At 66.2% G+C, this 19,533-nt stretch carries 20 protein-coding genes; 6 read left to right on the plus strand and 14 right to left on the minus strand.

The features are described 5' to 3' along the window. The first annotated feature begins 32 nt into the window (after window positions 1–32). Window positions 33–1,454, plus strand: coding sequence for an MFS transporter (locus tag ACIBCN_RS28245; RefSeq protein WP_396994707.1), 1,422 nt, complete (start codon window positions 33–35; stop codon window positions 1,452–1,454). A 55-nt stretch (window positions 1,455–1,509) separates the two neighbouring features. Here the strand turns inward: ACIBCN_RS28245 and ACIBCN_RS28250 are convergent, their stop codons facing one another. From ACIBCN_RS28250 to ACIBCN_RS28290, 9 genes are all read right to left on the minus strand, one after another. Beyond that, a complete protein-coding gene (locus ACIBCN_RS28250) occupies window positions 1,510–2,400 on the minus strand; it encodes a formylglycine-generating enzyme family protein (protein WP_396994708.1) in 891 nt (296 codons plus the stop codon). Then, entirely contained in the window at window positions 2,397–3,734 is a 1,338-nt protein-coding gene (locus ACIBCN_RS28255) for an MFS transporter (RefSeq protein WP_396994709.1), read from the minus strand. Before ACIBCN_RS28255 ends, ACIBCN_RS28250 begins: the two co-directional genes overlap by 4 nt. Further along, window positions 3,731–5,539, minus strand: coding sequence for a sulfatase (locus tag ACIBCN_RS28260; RefSeq protein WP_396994710.1), 1,809 nt, complete (start codon window positions 5,537–5,539; stop codon window positions 3,731–3,733). The genes ACIBCN_RS28255 and ACIBCN_RS28260 overlap by 4 nt, the downstream gene beginning before the upstream one ends. After that, a complete protein-coding gene (locus ACIBCN_RS28265) occupies window positions 5,539–6,825 on the minus strand; it encodes a cytochrome P450 (RefSeq protein WP_396994711.1) in 1,287 nt (428 codons plus the stop codon). The genes ACIBCN_RS28260 and ACIBCN_RS28265 overlap by 1 nt, the downstream gene beginning before the upstream one ends. Then, window positions 6,822–8,735 carry a BTAD domain-containing putative transcriptional regulator gene (locus ACIBCN_RS28270; RefSeq protein ID WP_396994712.1) on the minus strand — a complete coding sequence of 638 codons (1,914 nt, stop codon included), beginning with the start codon at window positions 8,733–8,735 and terminating at the stop codon, window positions 6,822–6,824. Before ACIBCN_RS28270 ends, ACIBCN_RS28265 begins: the two co-directional genes overlap by 4 nt. Before the next feature lie 325 nt (window positions 8,736–9,060). After that, window positions 9,061–9,834 carry an SDR family NAD(P)-dependent oxidoreductase gene (locus ACIBCN_RS28275; protein ID WP_396994713.1) on the minus strand — a complete coding sequence of 258 codons (774 nt, stop codon included), beginning with the start codon at window positions 9,832–9,834 and terminating at the stop codon, window positions 9,061–9,063. 72 nt (window positions 9,835–9,906) lie between these two features. After that, on the minus strand, window positions 9,907–10,431 hold the full coding sequence (locus ACIBCN_RS28280; protein WP_396994714.1) for a DUF6790 family protein: 525 nt from the start codon (window positions 10,429–10,431) through the stop codon (window positions 9,907–9,909). 297 nt (window positions 10,432–10,728) lie between these two features. Continuing rightward, window positions 10,729–11,151 (minus strand): MarR family winged helix-turn-helix transcriptional regulator, encoded by a 423-nt coding sequence (locus tag ACIBCN_RS28285; RefSeq protein WP_396994715.1) that lies wholly within the window; start codon window positions 11,149–11,151, stop codon window positions 10,729–10,731. Window positions 11,152–11,175: 24 nt separating this feature from the next. After that, the gene (locus ACIBCN_RS28290) at window positions 11,176–11,694 is read right to left on the minus strand and encodes an SRPBCC family protein (protein WP_396994716.1); all 519 of its coding nucleotides are present in this window, start codon (window positions 11,692–11,694) and stop codon (window positions 11,176–11,178) included. Between the two features lie 121 nt (window positions 11,695–11,815). Here ACIBCN_RS28290 and ACIBCN_RS28295 point away from each other — a divergent pair, with 121 nt between their 5' ends. Continuing rightward, the gene (locus ACIBCN_RS28295) at window positions 11,816–12,487 is read left to right on the plus strand and encodes a GntR family transcriptional regulator (protein ID WP_396994717.1); all 672 of its coding nucleotides are present in this window, start codon (window positions 11,816–11,818) and stop codon (window positions 12,485–12,487) included. A gap of 51 nt (window positions 12,488–12,538) precedes the next feature. Here the strand turns inward: ACIBCN_RS28295 and ACIBCN_RS28300 are convergent, their stop codons facing one another. Further along, complete coding sequence (locus ACIBCN_RS28300) at window positions 12,539–13,462, minus strand: VOC family protein (protein WP_396994718.1); 924 nt, start codon at window positions 13,460–13,462, stop codon at window positions 12,539–12,541. Between the two features lie 232 nt (window positions 13,463–13,694). Here ACIBCN_RS28300 and ACIBCN_RS28305 point away from each other — a divergent pair, with 232 nt between their 5' ends. Both ACIBCN_RS28305 and ACIBCN_RS28310 read left to right on the plus strand, forming a co-directional pair. Continuing rightward, the gene (locus ACIBCN_RS28305) at window positions 13,695–14,267 is read left to right on the plus strand and encodes a DUF6790 family protein (protein ID WP_396994719.1); all 573 of its coding nucleotides are present in this window, start codon (window positions 13,695–13,697) and stop codon (window positions 14,265–14,267) included. Next, complete coding sequence (locus ACIBCN_RS28310) at window positions 14,264–14,422, plus strand: hypothetical protein (protein ID WP_396994720.1); 159 nt, start codon at window positions 14,264–14,266, stop codon at window positions 14,420–14,422. Before ACIBCN_RS28305 ends, ACIBCN_RS28310 begins: the two co-directional genes overlap by 4 nt. Window positions 14,423–14,488: 66 nt before the next feature. Here the strand turns inward: ACIBCN_RS28310 and ACIBCN_RS28315 are convergent, their stop codons facing one another. Both ACIBCN_RS28315 and ACIBCN_RS28320 read right to left on the minus strand, forming a co-directional pair. Further along, window positions 14,489–15,250 carry an SDR family NAD(P)-dependent oxidoreductase gene (locus ACIBCN_RS28315; protein WP_396994721.1) on the minus strand — a complete coding sequence of 254 codons (762 nt, stop codon included), beginning with the start codon at window positions 15,248–15,250 and terminating at the stop codon, window positions 14,489–14,491. Continuing rightward, a complete protein-coding gene (locus tag ACIBCN_RS28320; protein ID WP_396994722.1) occupies window positions 15,247–15,669 on the minus strand; it encodes a VOC family protein in 423 nt (140 codons plus the stop codon). Before ACIBCN_RS28320 ends, ACIBCN_RS28315 begins: the two co-directional genes overlap by 4 nt. Window positions 15,670–15,740: 71 nt before the next feature. Between ACIBCN_RS28320 and ACIBCN_RS28325 the strand changes: the two genes are divergently transcribed. Together ACIBCN_RS28325 and ACIBCN_RS28330 are read left to right on the plus strand one after the other, a co-directional pair. Continuing rightward, the gene (locus tag ACIBCN_RS28325) at window positions 15,741–16,406 is read left to right on the plus strand and encodes a GntR family transcriptional regulator (RefSeq protein WP_396994723.1); all 666 of its coding nucleotides are present in this window, start codon (window positions 15,741–15,743) and stop codon (window positions 16,404–16,406) included. Window positions 16,407–16,641: 235 nt separating this feature from the next. Further along, window positions 16,642–17,889, plus strand: coding sequence for a BTAD domain-containing putative transcriptional regulator (locus tag ACIBCN_RS28330; protein WP_396994724.1), 1,248 nt, complete (start codon window positions 16,642–16,644; stop codon window positions 17,887–17,889). Window positions 17,890–17,899: 10 nt separating this feature from the next. Here the strand turns inward: ACIBCN_RS28330 and ACIBCN_RS28335 are convergent, their stop codons facing one another. Next, a complete protein-coding gene (locus tag ACIBCN_RS28335; RefSeq protein WP_396994725.1) occupies window positions 17,900–18,547 on the minus strand; it encodes a TetR/AcrR family transcriptional regulator in 648 nt (215 codons plus the stop codon). Window positions 18,548–19,012: 465 nt separating this feature from the next. Next, window positions 19,013–19,459 carry a MarR family winged helix-turn-helix transcriptional regulator gene (locus tag ACIBCN_RS28340; protein ID WP_396994726.1) on the minus strand — a complete coding sequence of 149 codons (447 nt, stop codon included), beginning with the start codon at window positions 19,457–19,459 and terminating at the stop codon, window positions 19,013–19,015. Window positions 19,460–19,533: the final 74 nt, after the last annotated feature.

Below are 19,533 nucleotides of genomic sequence, written 5' to 3' on the forward strand. Positions count from 1 at the left end.
GGAGTGCCGTCGCCTTAGCCTGAGGTGTGGCTGTGCTGACCCCGCGCGAACGTCCGAGGCGTTGGTCGCTGGACGACATCGTCGTCACCGATCCGCCGATCATCCGCCGGGCGATCGGCGCGGCGAGCATCGGCAACATCACCGAGTGGTACGACTTCGGCGTCTACGCCTATTTCGAGCCGACCATCAAGGACGTGTTCTTCTCTCATCTGGGCGACACCGCGGGCACGGTCGCCACCTTCGGCCTGTTCGCGGTGGCGTTCCTGGTCCGCCCATTCGGCGGGATGTTCTTCGGCCCGCTGGCCGACCGCATCGGCCGCAACCGGGTGCTGGCTACCACGATGATCCTGATGGCGCTCGGCACCTTCGCCATCGGCTGCATCCCGGACCAGAACTCGATCGGCATCTGGGCGCCCATGCTGCTGCTGTGCGCGCGGCTGTTGCAGGGCTTCTCCACGGGCGGCGAATACGGCAACGCGATGACCTTCATCGCCGAGTACGCGCCGGACCGGCGGCGCGGATTCCTCGGCAGCTGGCTGGAATTCGGCACGTTCACCGGATATCTGCTCGGCGCGCTGATCGTCACGCTCGCCGACGCCACCCTGAGCCACGACCAACTGCTGGCGTGGGGCTGGCGGTTGCCGTTCTTCGTCGCGCTTCCGCTCGGTTTCATCGGTGTCTACCTGCGCATGCGCTTGGCCGACACCCCCGCTTTCGCCGCGCTGGAAAAGGAATCCGAGGAGCGAGAGAAGTCGAACAAGACCGGTGACGAGGCCAAGATCCTGGCGAAGCTGTGGCCCTACGTCCTGGTCTGTATGGGTTTGGTCGTGGTCTGGAACGTCCCCAACTACATGCTGACCTCCTACATGCCGACCTACGTCACCTCGACGGTGCCCGACGCGACCGGCGGTGGCGTGTCCTCGTCGACCTCGCAGTGGCTGCAGATCGCGGTGATGGTGGTCGCGCTGCTGACCATTCCGGTGATCGGCCTGATCTCCGATCGGGTCGGCCGCAAACCGATCATCTGGACCGGTATCGCGGCGCTGATCGTGCTGGCGTTCCCGATGGTGCTGCTGGTCCGCACGGATAACGCGTTCGCCGTCTTCGTGGGCCTGCTGATGATGGGGCTGACGCTGATCTGTTTCAGCGCGACGATGCCGTCCACCCTGCCCTCGCTGTTCCCGACGAAGGTGCGTGGCGCGGGGCTGTCGGTGGCGTTCAACGTCGCGGTGTCGCTGTTCGCGGGCACCACCTCGGTGGTGGTCGGCGCACTCGTCGGAGTGACCGGCGATTTGAACTGGCCCGCCTATTACCTGATCATCGCCGGTGTGGTTGGCGCGGTATCGGTCTACTTCCTGCAGGAACCCAACGGCAAGCACATGTGGGGTTCGGCGCCTGCCGCGCAGTCCGAGGAGGAGGCGGCGGAGTTCGTCGGGTCGCAGGCGCCGTCGTAGCCAGCGTGCAGGCGCCGACTCTGCCGCACCGCAATCTGAGCCGGGTCCGGTCTCACTAGTTGGCGGCGGTGCGGAAGCCTGCGTTGCCCATGGTGGAATCGGGGGTGTTCGAGGATCGGGCGGCGGTGCGGTATCTGGTGCAATAGCTGTCGTGGCAGAGGTATGAGCCGCCGCGCAGTACCCGTGCATGTCCGGTTGCGGCTCCTTGCGGATCGCGGACGCGCCCTGCCTGGGCGTCGTGGCTGTAGGTGCCGGGGGAGAAGCGGTCGGCGCACCACTCCCAGACGTTTCCGGACGTTTGCCAGAGTCCGTATCCGTTGGGCCGGTAGGTGTGCACCGGTGCGGTAGTCAGGAATCCGTCCGCCCGGGTGTTGGTAGTCGGGAAGGTGCCCTGCCAGATGTTCGCCCGCCACTGACCGCCGGAATCCGGCGCTTCGTCGCCCCACGGGTAGCGGGCGCCGGAAAGGCCACCGCGCGCGGCGAATTCCCACTCCGCTTCGGTCGGGAGGCGACGGCCTGCCCAGTCGCAGTAGGCGACGGCGTCGTACCAAGAGACCTGCACAACCGGATGATCGCCGCGGTCGTCGACGTTCGAATGCCGTCCCTGCGGGTGTCGCCAGTTCGCGCCCTTCACCCCTATCCACCAAGGTGTGCGCGTGGGGGGTCCGATGAGGTCTTCCTCGTCGGCGGCCAGCACGAGGTGGAACACGGCGGAGTACCCGAACTTTTCCGCGTCGGTTATGTATCCGGTCTGCTCGACGAACGTCGCGAAGGCGGCGTTGGTGACGGTGGTGGTGTCGATCGTGAACGCTGAAAGTTCCACGGTGTGTACCGGCGTCTCCCCATCGGCGTGAAATCCGTCGTGGTGCGGATCGCCCATCGCGAATGTCCGGCCGGGCAGCTGTGCCTGTTCGATCGGGTGCCGGTCGGCTAGTCGGTAACTCATCCGACCGCCGCTCGCTCGGCCAGCAGGGCGCGCTGGCGTTCGACATCGCGGGGATAGGTGCGATAGAGAATGGTGCAGAAGGCGGCGTTGACGAGCATGAGAATGCCTGGGATCCAGAGCATCACGCCGCGCAGGCCGATCACGTCGGTGAGCAGTCCGGCGACGAGGTTGAACAGCGCGTAGGCGAGGGCTTCGAACACCGAAAGCAGCAATGCGAAAGCGGCACCGCGCATTTCGGGCGGGACCACGGCGGCCACGATGGGCCGGTTCACGCCGGGGTTCAGGCCCTGCATGAAGCCGAGGACGGCCCAGAAGCCGGCGAAGACCCCGATGCCGCCCCAATTGTGCTGAGTACCAACCACAGCGACGACACCGAAGCCGAGCTGGGCGAACTGCAGGACGATGACGCGGCCGATCCTGGGCAGCCTGCTCTGCAGGAAGTCGGTGGCCACGCTGCCGCCGAAAGTGCCGAGGAGATAACCGATCCCGAAGGGCAGGGTGACGATCGAAGCGACCGCGGTGGAGAAGCCGTAGGTGTGGACGAGGAAGACGATGCCGAAGCTCGCGATCAGCAGATGCCCCGAGATGAGCCGCTGGATCAGCATCAGGACGAAGGTGGGGATCCGCAGCATCTGCCGCACCTTGGCCCAGGTGATCTGGTTGTCTTCGGCCTGCTGCCGGGCGGTTGGCAGCGACGTCGTGGTCTCGCTGGCGCCGACGGCGGGGTCGGTGAAGAACACGGCCAGCAGCACGGCGGTGAGCGTGGTGACGGCACCCCAGATGAAGAATCCGTAGCGCCAGCCGTCGGGCACCCGGGACAACTGCCCGATCAGTGGTCCGAGTACCGAGCCGAGCAGCGAGATCACGCCCCAGGTGTAGCCATTGGCGCGCCCGCGCGAGGTGTCGTCGAACAGGTCGGCGGTAATCTCGCTGGCGATCGGCAGTGCCGCGGCGATGAACACCGCGGACAGTCCGTACAGGAGGATGAGCTGGGTGTAGCTTTGGGCGAGACCTGTTGCGGCGGTCGCGATTCCGGCGAGGCCAGACGCCACGGCGAAGGCGATCTTGCGATTTGTCTTGCGCGCCACCCACGCCCACAGCGGCCCGAAGACGATGCTGATGAACTTCCCGACGGAGGTCAGGTAGCCGACCGCGGCCGCGGGCGCCCCGACCGCCGCGACGATGACCGGGGCGAGGGTGCTGAGCACGCTGGATTCGTTGTTGTCGGCCCAGAGCGGAGCGACGACGACGGCGAGTTGACGCCAACGGCCGGGCACGCTCACCGGGGTGCCGCCGACGAGTGCCGGGGACGCCGGTACCACGGTGTCTGTCAAGGGATTACCTCACTGAAAGTGTTAGGGACCGGCCTGGTTTCGGCCAATGCCCGATCGAGCGTGTGCAGGGTGCGCCTGGTCAGCGCCGGGGTGAAGTCGGCAAGGTCGAGGAGAGTGGCCGACCCGGTCTGCTCGGCGATGCGGGCGATCGCGGGCCCGAGCGCGGCCTCGACGATCGCGCGGGTATCCGCGGTGGCGAGGAGGTCGGTGATCGGCGTGTTCACCCCCGGCCGCCCGGTGGGGAAGTCCGCCGGTACGGGTAGTGGTGCCACAGCTTCCTGGTAAGCCCGCAATTGGGTCCGGGCCAGCAGGTGCCGGGAATCGGCGGGTCCCGCCAAAGGCAGTCCGAGGCGGGTGAATTGGGAGTCCGGCGCGTCGCTCGCGTGCATGAGTTCCAGCAGGAGGTTGATCATCCGTAGTTCGAGTGCGTCATCGACAATCGGATTCTCTTGGCGGGTATCGCTTTCCAGATCGAACAGGGCGGTGCCGAAGGCGAACGGGTCGCCGACAGCGAACCCGGGTACCCGCAGCACCGGGACGTTCTTGGTGAACGGCAACGGGCCGACCAGCTGCGCGTTCTCCAGTTCGGCCGGGGTGAACCGGGACGCCATGTGCGTGGGCATCAGGGTGTGCTCGAAAAGCGGTGCGTTGCCCGGCGCGGCCGGGGCTCGCAGGTACACGTACCGCCCGTCGGTGACGTTGACGTGCCCGCCGAAGATTCCGAACAGCGCCCCCGCGCGGTGCCTGCCCGGTGCTGGATCGCGCAGCAGCGGCAGCAGGGACCGGCCTTGCATGTCCGCGGTGGGCGGCAGGCCGAAGAAATCCAACAGGGTCGGGCCGAAGTCGATGGTCTGGACCAGTTCCGGGCAGGTACCGGCTTGCACCCGGGCCACCGGATCCCACGCGAACAGCGGCGTGTGGATGGTCTCGTCGTACCAGGGCTGCACGTTCTTGCCCCACCAGCCGTGCTCGCCGAGCAGGAACCCGTGGTCGGTGCACACGATCAGCAGCGTGTCGTCCCAGAGACCGAGCTCGTCGAAGGCGTTTAGGACGCGACCGAGCGACGCGTCGCACATCGTCAGCAGCGCGGCGTACTCGGCCCGTGCCCGCTGCACGGTCGCCGGATCTTCGGCCACCCGTTTGTAGTCGGGCCACGCCGGGGCCTGGTTCGTGGTGTCCAGCGCGGGATAGTGGCGCTGATGCTCGCGGTGGGAGAAGTACGGTTCGTGCGGGTCGAAGCACTCGATCTGCAGGAACCACTCGTTCTCGGCGTGATTGGTGCGGAGGAACTCGAGGCCCGCCTGCACCGTCCGGATCTGCGGGTGATCGGCTTCTTCGGTGAGGTACTGCCGGTTCACGAGATCCTGGCGCCACAGCTGGTTGCGGACCCGGCGCGGGCTCTGCGGTTGCGGCGGATCGGCGACCTGTCCTTTCCACGCGTCGCCTTCTTGCCCGCGGAAGAACTCGAAGGTGCGGAATCGGCTGTGGTACGTCGCGCCGCCGTCTTCCCAATAGTGCGGATGGTCGGTGACCAGGTGCGGGTATATCCCAGCGGCGGAAAGCATTTCCGGCACGGAGTCGTCGAAAGGCTCCAAGGGTCCCCAGGAACGGTGCAGGAAGTTGTGCCGGCCGGTGTGCATCTCGCGGCGGGCGGGCATGCACGGCATCGAGCCGCCGTAGCAGTTGTCGAACCGCACGGTGCGCGCGGCGAGCCGGGTGAAGTTCGGGGCATGCACCCACTCGGCGCCATAGGGCGGCAGCAACCGGCGGTTGAGACTGTCGAAAAGCATCAGGACCGCGCGCATCAGTTATCCGCCGCCAGCCGATCTGCCTGCGGAAAGGGCATCAGCTCACCTGGATCAGTTGTGCCCGAAGGTATTTCGGCCGGTTCATCCCAGGCGACCGGTAGCCGGCGCACGCCGTATACCAGCGTGTTGTCCTTGTACTCCAGCTCTTCTCGCGGCACTGCCAGCCGCAGGCTAGGTACTCGCCGGAACAGCAGGGTGAGCGCCTCCTGTAGCTCGACGCGGGCGAATTGTTCCCCGAGGCATTTGTGCGCTCCGAAGCCGAAGGCGACGTGGCTGCGCGATGCGGCGCGGCTCAAATCCATGTCGTCGGCGTGCGGGAACACCTGCTCGTCGTGGTTGGCCGAGTTCAGGGCCGCGACCAGCCACTCACCCGCCTTGACCATGCGTTCGCCGACGAGCACGTCGGTAGTGGCGTAGCGCAGGACGCCGAACTGCACGACCGAGAGATAGCGCAACAGTTCGTCGATCGCGCGCTGCGGCGCTTCGAGCAGCACATCGCGCTGCGCTGGATGTTCCAGCAATGCCAGTGTGCTCAACGCGATCATGTTGGCGGTCGCCTCGTGCCCGGCCACCACAAGGTTGAGCGCGAGCATGGCCATTTCAGCGATCGTGAGCGGGTCGTTGTCGGCCTCGCCGCGCACGATCATCCTGCTGAACACGTCGTCCTGCGGGTTGATCTGCTTGTCGGCGAACAACTCGGCCAGGTAGGTGAGCAAGCCGATGGTGGCCTGCTGCGTTTCTGCTGGAGTGGTATCGCTGCTGAGCAGCGTCGTGCTCATGCGCTGGAACTGGCGACGGTAGCCGGGGGGCACGCCGAGGAGCTCGGAAATCATCAGCAGGGTGATCGGTGATGCGAAGTCCCGCACCAGATCCGCGCTGCCGGGCTGGGCGAGCATCGCGTCGAGGTGACTGTCCACCACCGCTTGCACGTAGTCGCGCATCGCCTCGACGCGGCGGACGGTGAACTCCGCGATCACCATCTTCCGCAGCCGCGAATGGTCTTTGCCGTCGAGCTGAATGACCGAACCGGGCTGCACCGGGTCTCGACCGGCGTTCGGGAGGATATGCAACGAGGCCGCGCCGCGAGAGCTCATCGTCCGGTCGGCCAGCACCGCACGGACGTCCGCGTAGCGCGTCACCAGCCAGGCGTCGATACCGGTCGGACAGCGCACCTCGACCACCGGCTCGGTAGCGCGCAGGGTCGCGTACGCGGCCGGGGGATCGAACGGGCAGCCGGGCGGCCGCGTTACCGGAAGTGCTGATACCCGGGATGTTTCGGTCATTGCGGATCACGTCTTTCGGTCATGAGGGACGTGGCGCCGAGCACCGCGTCGCGTGGCAGCAAGGTCAGATGTGGCGAGATCGACTGTGCGTAAACGGGTTCGGGCACCGGGTGCTCGGCGGCCTGCTGGCGGGGTACGGCCTGCGGCCATTCGCGGCGCTGTGCGGGTTCGGCCATCTTGCGGGCGAACAGCCGCATCAGGTCGTGATAGCGATAGCGGCCCAGCCGTGGTGTCTGCAGCATGCCGAGATCGACGAGGTCCTCGCAGAGCTGCTCGGCCTCGGCCTGACCTCGGTCGAGCAGGGCGGCAGCGGCCGCGACCGACAGCTCACGCGCGTCGGAGACTGCGAGCAGGACGAAGGCGCGGGCGAGCTCGGGTTCGAGGAGGCGATAGCTCGCTCGGAACACCGATGCCACGCTGGTGTTGCCGAGCGTGAGTTCGGCCAGTCGCCGATGGTCGTCGGCCAGCCGCTCTGCGACGGTGGCGAGGCGCCAGCCGGGCCGGGTCGTGAGCCGGGCCCCGACGATGCGTAGTGCGAGGGGCAGGTTGCCGCAGGCGCGCAGGATCTCGCGGGCCGCATCGGGTTCGTCCGACAATCGTCTCGTAGTCACCAGCCGCTGTAGCAGCGTCTCCGCTTCGTCGGTGGTGAGGACGTCGAGCGGGACCAGTCGCGCACCGAACAGATCCGCCGAGCTCGACCGGCTGGTGATCAGCACCGCGGCACCCGGGCCCGGCAGCAGCGGGGCGAGTTGATGGACGTCGCGCACGTTGTCCAGCACCAGCAACATGCGTTTATCCGCGATAGTGTTGCGCCACAGGGCTGTTCGCCCCGCCAGATCGGACGGTAGCTCGCCTGGCCGGACGCCGATCGAGCGCAACGCGGCCGCCAGTAACGTCTCGGCTGATCGCGGATGCTCGTCCAGGCCACCGAGATCGAGATACATCGACCCGTCGGGATAGCGGGTGCGTACACGATGGGCGAGATGCACTGCGAGCGTGGTCTTTCCGATGCCGCCCATGCCGGTGATAGCTATCATCGGCCGATGTTCGGCATCGGCGTCGAGCGTCTCGGTGAGCTCGTGCACCAGATTCTCGCGTCCGGCGAAGTCGGCGAGGTCGGGCGGTAGCCACGCCGAGACGTGCCGAGGCGGGACATCCGTTGGGGCAGGCGGAGATTCGGTGGTCGTGTCGGCGGTGGGCGTTTCGTTCGACAGAATTTGCTGATGCAGCCGAACCAACTGTGCGCCGGGCTTGATGTCGAATTCGTCGGCGAGTACGCGGGATGCGTTGCGGTACACCGCGAGCGCGTCGGCCCGCCGCCCGCTGTGGTGCAGCGCGATCATGAGCAGTTCGTTCCAACGCTCGCGGTGCGGTTCGGCCGCGACGAGTGCCCGCGACTCCCGGACGGCGGCCGCATACCGGCCGAGATCCAGCGCGATGCCGATCGTGGCCTCCCGCAGGGCCGAACGCAACCTGTCCAGGTGGTCGCGCTCCTGGTCTGCCCACGGTCCGGGCAGGCCGACCAGGGGGTCGCCCCGCCACAGGCTCCGTGCGGTTGCCAGTTTGGCGGCCGCCCGCTCCGCCGCTCCCGCTAGACGGTCGGCTTTGGCGGCACCGAGGAGTTCCTCGACCTCGACGGTGTCGAACTCCACCGGTACGCAGAGTCGATATCCGCCCGGCGCCGAACCGAGCCACGCGGACCCGGCACCCGCGCCGCCGTACGCGTCGAATTGCCTACGCAGCGCGAAGATATGGTTGCGCAGCACATTGACCGCCGACCGCGGCGGGTTGCCGGACCACACTCGTGCCGCCAGCTCCCTCGTCGTCAGGGTGTGCCCCTGTTCGGTCGCGAGCATCGCCAGCACAGTCAGCGCCTGTGGCGCGGCGATATCCAGGCGATGGTGTGCCAACCAGACCTCCACCGGCCCGAGGACCGATAACCGAAGTGGCATAAGCCTCGGCCGACGACTGCCCGAGTTCTGTCGTGTTGACACTGGTCCCTCACCTTCGAACGTCGCAGCCCTGCGGTGGATCCGGTGCTGCCGACGCGGTCGCAGCTACTCCGCGTTAGGGGTGACTAATAAACAATTAATTTGACTATGAGGCAATCAGATTGACGCAGGCGAGGTCAATCGCTGCGGTACTTGCCCGGTCTGGAGCGACCCGGTGGATGTCCGGTTGGCGAATGCTGGCCGGAACTGCCCATGTGGCAGCGGTTTGCGCGTCGGCTGAGCCCTACCCGGGTGCTGACGGGCACCCAAAACTTTCGGCCCCGCCCGCTGCTGCGGTCATGGTCACTATCGAGGCGGCTCGCGTTGCGACAAGGAACCGGATGGCCTCCGCGACCGCGCCGGGTCCGCCGTGACTCGCGGGCGCACCGCCCGGATATCCCGGCGGCGGTTGCTGCCGACGCGCGTCGGCCGGGGTGGGCGGGCGGCCGAGATCCACGGTATTCACCCGCACACCCTTCGGCCCGTACTCGGCCATCCACATTTTGGTCAATCTGATCAACGCCGCCCGCGCGGCCTGCATCAAGCCTTGGTCCCCGACCCCCGCCGAGGCGTCGAGACCGGCCACATTGACGATCGTGCCCCGGCCGCGCGCGGCCATGAGCGGTGCGAACGCGTCCGTCAAGATCAAGGGCGCCTTCACATTCGGGTTGAACACCGCGTCGAACTTGTCTTCACTCGGCCCATATTCTGCCTCGCCTGCGTTATTGACCAGCACCTCCACCGGGGTGCCGTCGAGTAACGCGACCGTCGCCGTGGCCAGCCGACGTACCGCGGCGCAGTCACCCAGATCGGCCACCATGTCCAGCGCCAGGCCCCCGGTCCACTCGATCAGCTTGCGAGTCTCCTCGACACCGGCACTGTCACGACCGCACACCACGACCGCGTACCCGTCCTCGGCCAGTCGCAACGCGATCTCGCGCCCGACCCCGCCCGCCGAACCGGCAACCACCGCCCACGGGCCCCGCCTCCGACCTTCCCTCGGCATTGCTTCACTCATCCGACGTCATCTCCTTCTCGCTACCGCCCCTTGGTGATTCGGTCCCCTGGGCCTACAACGGCGGTAGGCAGCTCAGATGAGGGCTTCGGTCGTCGAGTGCTGGGTCTTGGTCAGTTGTTGTGAGCGGTAGGCGAGGATGATCATGATCGCGGGCAAGAGCAGGTCGCAGACCAGGACGCCGCCGGTGTTGCCGGGGGCGTGGTCGCCATGGGCGAACCACTGGTAGAGGTGACCGATCAACGCGCCCCACAAGAACATTGCCGCACCCAAGCCGATGGTGATGCGTTCACGAGCCGAGGCCGAGACCGCACGAAACCCCATCACGGCCAATGCCAGGTTGGCGAAGGCGATCTCGAACTGGAACGGAGTCGAGTCGAACCCGATCGCGGTCGCCATCACCTGCGGCACCGTCAAGAACGTGATCGTCATCCACAAGCTGCCACCACCGAGCGCCACCACCGCCCACCACCGCTGCCACGTCTCGAGCGCCGCTGCACGAGACGGACTACGCCGGGTGGCAACGAGTGCACCCACAACCGCGATCAACGGCCAGATCAGAGGGACGGCGGTCTGGATGGCATACGGCATAGCGTTCATTTCAGTAATGTTGCACAGTTAATATTAACTCGTCAAGACTTAGGTTGGTCCGAATTGTGGACGCCGGACGGCCGGAAGCCGCGCAAAGATGAACGCGAGGGCGACGTGTGTGGGCTTGCGTCTCCATACCGTTCGGCGGTATCGAAGAGTCCGCCTTCGGCTACGAGGGCGTTGGGGAGTGTCTCGACACGAAATGCATTGCGCTGGTGCGGCATCCATGGGCAAACTACCGGGCGACTCGGCGCCGGTAGGCGAGCGTGTGACGGTGTTCCCAGCCCGGGATCGCCGGGCGGGCGGCTAGCGGGACGGCTCGAGGAGCTTGGCGAGCGTGATGGTGTCTTGCAGGTAGCGGTCGTACGGAAAGTTGGCTGCGAGCAGGGCGTTACGAAGCTCGTCGGCAAGCGGTTTGCCGCTGGCGTGAAAAGCCGTGCGGCCCGCTTCGGTGCTGCGGACCAGCCGTCGTCGTCCGTGGTCGGGGTCGGGGTCGACCTGCACGAGTCCGGCTTCTTCGAGTGGGCGCAATGCTCGGCTGATGGCCGGATCGGACACCGCAAGCGCTTGCGCCAGCTGATGCTGGGTCACTGGCTCGATATCTTCCAACGTCCCGAGCAGCCGTATCTGGCTGTAAGTCAGGCCGCCGGAGCTGTCCACGCGCCGCCGGGTGGCGTCTCCGAGTAGGGATACCACGCGATGCAACAAGTCTCCGAGTCCGTCGTCCACGCGTCGAGCATATCAGGGTCTTACCTAGTTAAGATTGGTATGGACACCCTCGATGTGGGCCTTCAGCAGTTCCAGGCCGGGCTGGACGCGTGCCGGATCTTCGACCGGGTGCGGGCTGGGCGGCTCGGTCTCGGGGATCAGCCGCTCGAACAGCCGGCAGAACAGGGTGGTTCCGTCGCCGAGGTCGAAGGTGGTGAAGGTGGCGATCGCGTGCATCGCGGGTGCCGGGGTGCCGTCGTCGAGCACGTCGCGCCCGACCACCGTCCACAGCTTGCCGGGCACGCGCGCCACCACGGTGTATTCCTTCGGCTTCTCGTTCAGCTCCGGAAAGATGTACTCGAGCAGCACATCCCCGAGTTCGGCGGGGACGCCGTCGGTGCCGCGCCGCACCTCGGTTCCCGACGCGAAAGGCAGCCACTTCGGCAGATTCGACCAGGTTGTCACCCAGTCGTAGACGACTTGCGCCGGGCGCTCGACGACGATGCGGTTCTCGACGAATCGGACGTTCAGGTTGTCCGGGATCTGGGGCGTGTACAAGTCCATTCGTTCCTCTTTCGGGTGCGCGAGACGCTGAGATCTCACTGTCTTCAATTATGTTTTCAATCATGAAGTCAATCGGCATGTCTGTCAATCACGAGCTGGCCGGGCTGGTACCGTCCGCCGAGTGGCCACATTTGCACGCCCCGCGAGCCGCACCACGGCAAAGGTTCTTGATGCCGTTCGCGGCGCTATCGTCAGCGGCGAACTCTCCCCGGGAGAGCAGCTTCGTCAGCAGGTCTGGGCCGAGCGCTGCGGCGTCAGCCGACCGCCGGTCCGGGAAGCGCTCGAGATCCTGAGCAACGAGGGTCTGCTCACGCACGGCCTGAACCAGGGCTACTTCGTCGCGAAGTTCAGCAACGACGAGATCGAGCAGCTCTACACCATGCGCGACCTGCTGGAGGCCGAGGCGCTCCGCACGCTCGAGTGGCCGGCGCCGGAGATGCTGGCCGAGCTGTCCGCGCATGTCGACCGGATCGAAGCCAACGCACTGGCCGGCCGGCCAGACCTCGCGAGGTCGGCGATGGCGGACTTCTATCTGTCCATCTACCGCCTCTGCCACCGCACGCTCATCATCGCCGAGATCGAACGGCTCTGGGCGCGTACGGTTTCCTACCGCGCGCACAACTACGACATACTGGCCGCGCCGAAGGAATCGACGGTCCAGTTCCGCCTGATACTCGATGCCCTGGCCGCGCAGGATCGCGAGCTGCTCGCCGAGCGGCTGCAACGCCCGGTGGTAACCATCCTGTCCCGTGCGCGAGCGGCGATCTCGCCCACTGCGGCCCCCGACAGTTAGACCGTCGTGGGCCGCGCCGATTCCGCGGACCGCTTTTCCGCACGAACCCGTCTATCCGGCGTGGTGTGCGCCGATCATCAGTGCGGCGAGGTCCTCCGGGTGTAGGAAGGACGGCGGTGGCGGTGGGCCCCAATCGAATAGGCCCTGGGCGCCCTCGAAGACCTCCGGGGTCCAGAGCTGGTCGTCGATGATGGAGTCCATGTCGGCGTAGTACTCGGAGAAATTGCCCGCCGGGTCCTTGAGGTACCAGAAGAAATTCGAGCCCGCGTGATGGCGTCCGAGTCCCCAGACGTGTCGCTCGGGGTTGCCCTCGAGCATGGCGGTGGCGCCGCGGCCGACCTCGTCGACGTCGTCCACCTGCCACGAGGTGTGGTGCAGGAAGTTGATGGGCGCCTGCAGAATCAGCACATTGTGATGATCGGTGGAACATCGCAGAAAGGCGCCGTGGCCCTTGATCTCGTCGGAAAGCTTGAAACCCAGGCCCTCGGTGAAGAAGCGACGAGTGGCCACGTAGTCCACCGAGCCCAGTACCGCGTGACCGAGTTTGCGTGGCCGTACCGGGTTTTTGCGCAGCACGCCGGGAGCTCGAGTGTTTCGGCGTTCGATGCGGCCCGGCCCGTTGTATGGCGTTGCGGGCGTGGCACGTTGGGTGAGGCGGTCGGCGATCCGCACCACGGCACGGAAATTGCCGATCGGTTCCTCGGCGACGACCGAGTCGGCGGTGCGTGTCACCGTTAAATCGAGCTTGCGCAGGCGGGCGGCCACCGCGTCGAGGTCATCGGGATCGTCTGCGCCGATGACGATTTCGGCCAGTCGACGGGAAGGTGCTCGGACGAGCCGGAGCTGTTCGCCGCCATCGCGGGTAGCCAGCCAGCCATCCGGTCGGGGCGCCAGTCCGAATTCGGTGTAGTAATCGCGTGTCGCGGCGGGATCGGGAACGCCGATCGTGACCGAGGACAGTCGGTGCAAAGTCATTGGTATCTCCTGGAATTCGGGATGGGTTCAGTACCCGGCGACCATCCGGTGGCGCATCTCGCCATGACGGTGGAGCAGATGTTCTAGAATGCCTTCAATAATGTCTTCAATCGTGAAGGCGGTCGGTGCGGCTGTCAACTGTGATGCTGGCGATGTGGGCGACGGGTGGGTCGAGGTGGTCGGCGAAAATTGAGTCTTGCGTGGTTAATATTAACTATGCAAGACTTGCCGCATGAACGCTATGTCGTATGCCATCCAGACCGCCGTCCCTTTGATCTGGCCGTTGATCGCGGTTGTGGGTGCACTCGTTGCCACCCGGCGTAGTCCGTCTCGTGCAGCGGCGCTCGAGACGTGGCAGCGGTGGTGGGCGGTGGTGGCGCTCGGTGGTGGCAGCTTGTGGATGACGATCACGTTCTTGACGGTGCCGCAGGTGATGGCGACCGCGATCGGGTTCGACTCGACTCCGTTCCAGTTCGAGATCGCCTTCGCCAACCTGGCGTTGGCCGTGATGGGGTTTCGTGCGGTCTCGGCCTCGGCTCGTGAACGCATCACCATCGGCTTGGGTGCGGGAATGTTCTTGTGGGGCGCGTTGATCGGTCACCTCTACCAGTGGTTCGCCCATGGCGACCACGCCCCCGGCAACACCGGCGGCGTCCTGGTCTGCGACCTGCTCTTGCCCGCGATCATGATCATCCTCGCCTACCGCGCACAACAACTGTCGACCATCGAGCGGCCCGAGGCCCCGATTCTGTTGTCCAGCAGCATGGTTGACGCATCGCACGGAGCCGGTAGCCGGACGGCATGAACACGACAATCGTGATCGGCGGGTTGAGCGCGGCGCGCGGCCTGGTGCGCGCCGGCTGGCAGGTGCTGGAGCGGGCGGAGCCGTTCCGCCCGCTCGGCGCCGGGCTGCTGCTGGCACCCAACGCGGTGCGAGCGCTGAATTCACTGGGACCGTAGGCTCTTTCGACAGTCCGCCCCGATCTGGAGGTTCCTCGGCTTGCGTGGTCCGGCCAGCGTTGGGGCTCAGGTTCGCAGGTAGGAGGCGCCGTTGAGATCGAGTACCGCCCCCGAGGCCCACTCCGCATTGGCGGACGCCAGGTAGAGCACCGCGGCGGCAACCTCGTCCGGTGTGCCGACCCGGCCGAACGGGCTCTGGGCGCGTACCGCGTCACCGGCGTCGCTCGCGAGTTTCGCTTCTTGCCGCTCGGTGCTGATAAAACCTGGCGCCACCGATGCCACCGCGATTCCATGGGGAGCCAGCGCGACCGCCATGGACTGTCCGAAAGCGTGCAGCGCGGCTTTGCTCGACGCGTACGCGGGAAAGTCGGGTTCACCCCGGAACGCGCCGCGCGAGCCGATGTTGACGATGCGACCGGCCGCGCCGCGGTCGATGAGATGCCGGGCGACGGCATAGCTCAGGTGTACCGCGCCCAGCAAATTGACATTGATCATCTGTTGCCAGATCTGTTGCCATTGGGCGTAGTCGACCTCCGTGACCGCGTGCCGAGTGGCCGCCGACGTCGCGACGGCGGCATTGTTGACCAAGACGTCGATCCCACCCAAAGCGCTGACCGCCGCCTCCGCGACCTGTAGCGCGGCGTCCGGATCGTCGAGGTCACCGGCAATCGTGGTGTGTCCGGTACCCGGCAAGAGTCGCCGGGTTCGATCCGCGGCGTCGGCGTCACTGTTGTAGTGCACCGCCACTCGATCGCCATGTTCGGCAAACGCCACCGCGACTGCCCGCCCGATGCCACGCGAGCCACCGGTCACCAGTACCCGCCTCATCGCGTGAACACCTGCCTCTCATCGGCAAAGGCTTTGAACTCCAAGGCATTACCAGCCGGATCTCGGAAGAACATTGTCCACTGTTCCGCCGGGCGGCCCGGAAACCGCAGGTAGGGGTCGATCACGAATTCCACACCGGCCGTGCGCAACCGCTCGGCCAGTAGGTGAAACTCCTTGGCCTGCAGCAGCAGACCGAAGTGCGGCACCGGCACATGGTGTCCGTCGACCTCGCTCACGCCTTGCGCGGCGATATCGCCGGTCACCGCGTGCGTCACCAGCTGGTGGCCGTGCCAATTCCAGTCGATCCAGTGATCGCTGTGGCGTCCCTCCTCGAGCCCGAGGACGCCGCCGTAGAACTGTCGGGCGGCGTCGAGGTCATCGACCGGTATCGCCAAGTGCACGGCGGGGCGGGTTGGCATGGGCACTACTCCTTCGCTTCGAAACTGACCCCACCTTGCGCTGCTCGATGTCCTAATGTCAACATTCAGACATGAACCTCTCGCTGCCCAGGGCGGCCCGGCGCGGGCTCGCGCACGAAGCCGCCGATGTCATCCGCACCGCGATCTTCGCGGGCGACTTCGCGCCCGGCGCACCGCTTCGTGAGGTCGAACTCGCCACCGCGCTCGGTGTCAGCCGCGGCTCGGTCCGTGAGGGCCTGACCTTGCTGGAACGTGAGGGCCTGATCCGCGGCGGCTGGCATCGTGGCACCACCGTCATCGAGGTGACACCACACGATGTCGAAGAGGTCTATGCGGTCCGCGGTGCGCTGGACCGGCTGGCCGCGATCAGCGCCGCCGCGAATCCACAACAGCTGGCGCCGCTCGACGAACTCGTCGACGCGATGGCGACCGAGATCGCCGGCGCAGCATCCGGGCCGCGACTGCTCGCCCTGGACATCGCCTTTCACGACCATATTTACGACGCCGCCGGAAATCAGCGGCTCAGCCAGGCGTGGCAGACTCTGCGGTCACAGGTTTACCTGTTCCAAATGCACCGCGTCGCAGTGGGATACGAGCACTACCGCGACCGGGTGATCGACGAGCATCGGCAACTGGCCGTGCTGCTGCGCTCCGGTGATCACGAAACGTTGGGTCGATGCGCCGAAGAACACGTCAACTCGGCCCGCCGGAACCTACTTGCCCACCTATCGGCCTGAACCGTCCCGGACGCGGACATTATCGGGTCTGCGGTTGACGACGGCCACACATTTTGATTGACTTCTAGTCAAATCAGATGATTATTAGTAACTCTAATGTGTGGACTGAGGTCCAAGGTGTTGGCATCACAAAGCTCGTCGGCCCGGGATGGTCTGGGCGTCGGCGAGCATCCAGAATTTATCAGTCACAAGGGTGTGCGGGCTCGCCGCAGCCTTAGCCGCAGCAGTAGTCCCGATGACCAACGTCCACGCTGACCTGGTCGAGCCGGGTGTGCCGCTCCCGTTCTGCCGGATCCTGGGTTCGACCGAAGTCGAGATCAACGGCGCCGCTGCCGATCTGGGTGGCCCACGCACTCGCAGGGTGCTGACGGTACTGTCCACCGGGCACGGCGATCCGGTTCCGGATGACTACCTGATCGACAAGGTGTGGCAAAAACGGCAGCCCGGCAATGTCATTCAAGCGTTGCGCACCATCGTGAACCGATTGCGCACCGGGCTCGGACCGGAGGTCGGACATCGATATCTGCGGCGCGGCCCAGGGGGATACGCGCTGGCTATTCCGCTGGACCGGACCGACCACGGTCGGTTCGCGGCTTTGATACCCAGAGCGCAGCGACGACTCGCCGACGGCGAGTCGGCCGGCGCGGCCGACGATTTCGCCGCGGCCGTCGCCCTGTGGCGTGGCGATCCGTGGCAGGAGCTCGGTGACGAGCCGGAACTGGCCGGCGCCCGATTTCGCCTCGGCGAACTCTATGAAACCGCCGTGGAGGAACTGCAAGCCGCACGACTGGCGCTCGGCGACACCGCCTCGGCGATCGCCGGTCTCACCCTTGCCGTCGAGACCGCCCCCTACCGGGAACGGCGGTGGCAGTTGCTGGCCCTCGGCCTCTACCGCGGTGGACGCCAGACCGAGGCGCTGGCAGCCCTGCACCGCATCGGCCGACTGCTACGGACCGGCACGGGCACCGATCCCGGACCCGGACTGCGGATGCTCGAGCAACGGATACTGCACCAAGACCCCGTGCTGCTCGGGCGGGATTGCGTCGCCGCGCTCGCTGCCAATCGGCCGTTCGCCACGCCGGTGTCGGCTGGACTCGCCGTCAACACCGGGCACGGATCAGGAACCGGCACCGCTATCCGGTTCGACCTGCCTCCCCGTAGGATGGACGCGCGCGTCAGTGGTGCTTCTCATTCCCGAAATACCCACGCCGACAACGCCACTCGCGCCCGCGACGGCGGATACACAGTTGACACCTGCCTAGTCGACATCGGCAACGCCGCCGACACGGTCCGGCGATCACTGCGAGACAAGCAGTACGACGTCGTATTCATCGGTGCCACCATTCAATTCGGCGGCGATTCGCGGTTGCTGGAAACAGTCGTGAACCTCGCCCATGAGCTGCAGCCGTCTTGTCGATTCGGATTCGACGACGTCGCTGGCATGTCCGCTGCCCGGCGAGCTATGGTGGGGGACTCCGCGTAAAACCCGGTGTTTAGTCATGTTTCGGTTCGAGCAGGGCGGTGCACATCGCGCTGGCATGCCATCGTTCGAACTCCTGGTGGCTCCAGCCGCGTTCATCGACCAGGCGCTGGTAGTTCGTGTGCTGGAGTTGCAACCACAGCACATCGGTTGCGGCGTCACGCGAGATGTCATGCCGCAACGATCCCGTCGCCGCGATGGCGGCGACGACGCTACCGGCCGTCTCCAGCAGCTGCCGTTGCTTCGATTTCAGGAGATCCGCCAGGTCGGGATCGGTGCCCGCGGCCTGCTCGAGGACGACCTGCAGCGGCCGCACTCGCTGCATCAGGGCCGCCATATGCGCGGCGAACTGTTCGAGCAGGCGCCGGGGGTCGGTGATCGTGAGGATCTCCGCCACCGTCGAGACGGCTTCGGTGGTGCCACCGTCGTCGACCGCGTATTGGCGGGCGAGTGTGAACAACTGGGCCTTGTTGCCCGCGGCGAACACGGTGGGACGCGAGACGCCGGCGCTGGTCGCGATGTGGTCGATGGTCGCGCCGGCGTATCCCCGTTCCGCGAATACCCGCGTTGCCGCCTGTACCACGATGTCTCGGGTGCGGCGCGCGGCCTCCTCGCGCACCGGGGAACGGTAGGCGCGCTGCAAGCGATTGGCGTCTGCCATAAGCTCTATTTTACTTTCAGTCATGTCAGTTATTCGCGGTTAATTCAAAGACGAGTCTGACCTGGATGGGCCAGCAGGGCGAGGTGCGATGAAACCTGGAACGGTCCGCCCTCCTGCGGTGGGTGCCACGGCCGGGACCGGCCGCATCGGCCGAGCTGAGCGCCCACGTCGGCGGGCGGCCTCCGCTGCAGGGCGTAGCTGATGCCGACCTCACGCGGTCTCTACCTCCTGCTGCCCGCGGCGGATGCCCGCCGAATTGGATTTCTTTCGACAAGAAGCATATCAGCCGGGCGAGCGCACTGGTAATAACCCTAGTGTAATGTCATTCGAAGTAGCCGATTCTTATCAGATCGTTATTATGATTTGAATGGGAAAGGCAATGGATCAGCCTATCGAAAATTAAATCCTGACGAGTTCGAGATCTGCACCCGCGCGGCAAAAATACGACGCATCGCCCGCAGGCATTCAGCCGAAGGGTTGTTCGTGGACGAATCGGGTCAGCGCGGTGGCGAAGGCACGGGCCTCGTGCTCGGGCCAGGCGGCCAAGTGTCTGTCGAGACGGCCGGCGAGGCGTTCGCGCATGGCCTCGACCGCTTGCTCGCCATCGCCGGTCAGGCTGAGCAGGGTGGCGCGGGCATCGTCGGGATCTGGTGTGCGACGGAGCAATCCGGCTTGTTCCAGGCGGGTGGCGTGTCGGCTGGTCACCGAACGATCCAGGCCGATTTCGGCGGCCAGCGCGGCGGCGCTGCGTGGGCCCCAGCGGGCCAGTGCGCTGAGCACTGGATAGGTCGCCGTGTCCACCGCGGGGTCCATCCCTTGGGTCAGTTCGGCGTAGATGCCCTCGCGGGTTCTGCGGCGCAACAGCTCGGCGATCGCCTCGGCGACCTGGGCTCCGATCCCTGGGGGTGGCATGTTTCCCAGCATAGCGTGCATCGTGCACGGATATGCGCTACAGTCATCTGCGTGCACGATGCACGCAAATGACC

Source organism: Nocardia sp. NPDC051052, from assembly GCF_044456045.1.
Lineage (GTDB): Bacteria > Actinomycetota > Actinomycetes > Mycobacteriales > Mycobacteriaceae > Nocardia.

Excerpts from the sequence above, each read along its gene's own strand:
- ACIBCN_RS28250 (WP_396994708.1), bottom strand. The coding sequence starts at position 2,400 with ATGAGTTACCGACTAGCCGACCGGCACCCGATCGAACAGGCACAGCTG.
- ACIBCN_RS28260 (WP_396994710.1), bottom strand. The coding sequence starts at position 5,539 with ATGCGCGCGGTCCTGATGCTTTTCGACAGTCTCAACCGCCGGTTGCTG.
- ACIBCN_RS28265 (WP_396994711.1), bottom strand. The coding sequence starts at position 6,825 with ATGACCGAAACATCCCGGGTATCAGCACTTCCGGTAACGCGGCCGCCC.
- ACIBCN_RS28275 (WP_396994713.1), bottom strand. The coding sequence starts at position 9,834 with ATGAGTGAAGCAATGCCGAGGGAAGGTCGGAGGCGGGGCCCGTGGGCG.
- ACIBCN_RS28280 (WP_396994714.1), bottom strand. The coding sequence starts at position 10,431 with ATGAACGCTATGCCGTATGCCATCCAGACCGCCGTCCCTCTGATCTGG.
- ACIBCN_RS28290 (WP_396994716.1), bottom strand. The coding sequence starts at position 11,694 with ATGGACTTGTACACGCCCCAGATCCCGGACAACCTGAACGTCCGATTC.
- ACIBCN_RS28300 (WP_396994718.1), bottom strand. The coding sequence starts at position 13,462 with ATGACTTTGCACCGACTGTCCTCGGTCACGATCGGCGTTCCCGATCCC.
- ACIBCN_RS28305 (WP_396994719.1), top strand. The coding sequence starts at position 13,695 with ATGAACGCTATGTCGTATGCCATCCAGACCGCCGTCCCTTTGATCTGG.
- ACIBCN_RS28310 (WP_396994720.1), top strand. The coding sequence starts at position 14,264 with ATGAACACGACAATCGTGATCGGCGGGTTGAGCGCGGCGCGCGGCCTG.
- ACIBCN_RS28315 (WP_396994721.1), bottom strand. The coding sequence starts at position 15,250 with ATGAGGCGGGTACTGGTGACCGGTGGCTCGCGTGGCATCGGGCGGGCA.
- ACIBCN_RS28320 (WP_396994722.1), bottom strand. The coding sequence starts at position 15,669 with ATGCCAACCCGCCCCGCCGTGCACTTGGCGATACCGGTCGATGACCTC.
- ACIBCN_RS28325 (WP_396994723.1), top strand. The coding sequence starts at position 15,741 with ATGAACCTCTCGCTGCCCAGGGCGGCCCGGCGCGGGCTCGCGCACGAA.
- ACIBCN_RS28330 (WP_396994724.1), top strand. The coding sequence starts at position 16,642 with ATGACCAACGTCCACGCTGACCTGGTCGAGCCGGGTGTGCCGCTCCCG.
- ACIBCN_RS28335 (WP_396994725.1), bottom strand. The coding sequence starts at position 18,547 with ATGGCAGACGCCAATCGCTTGCAGCGCGCCTACCGTTCCCCGGTGCGC.
- ACIBCN_RS28340 (WP_396994726.1), bottom strand. The coding sequence starts at position 19,459 with ATGCCACCCCCAGGGATCGGAGCCCAGGTCGCCGAGGCGATCGCCGAG.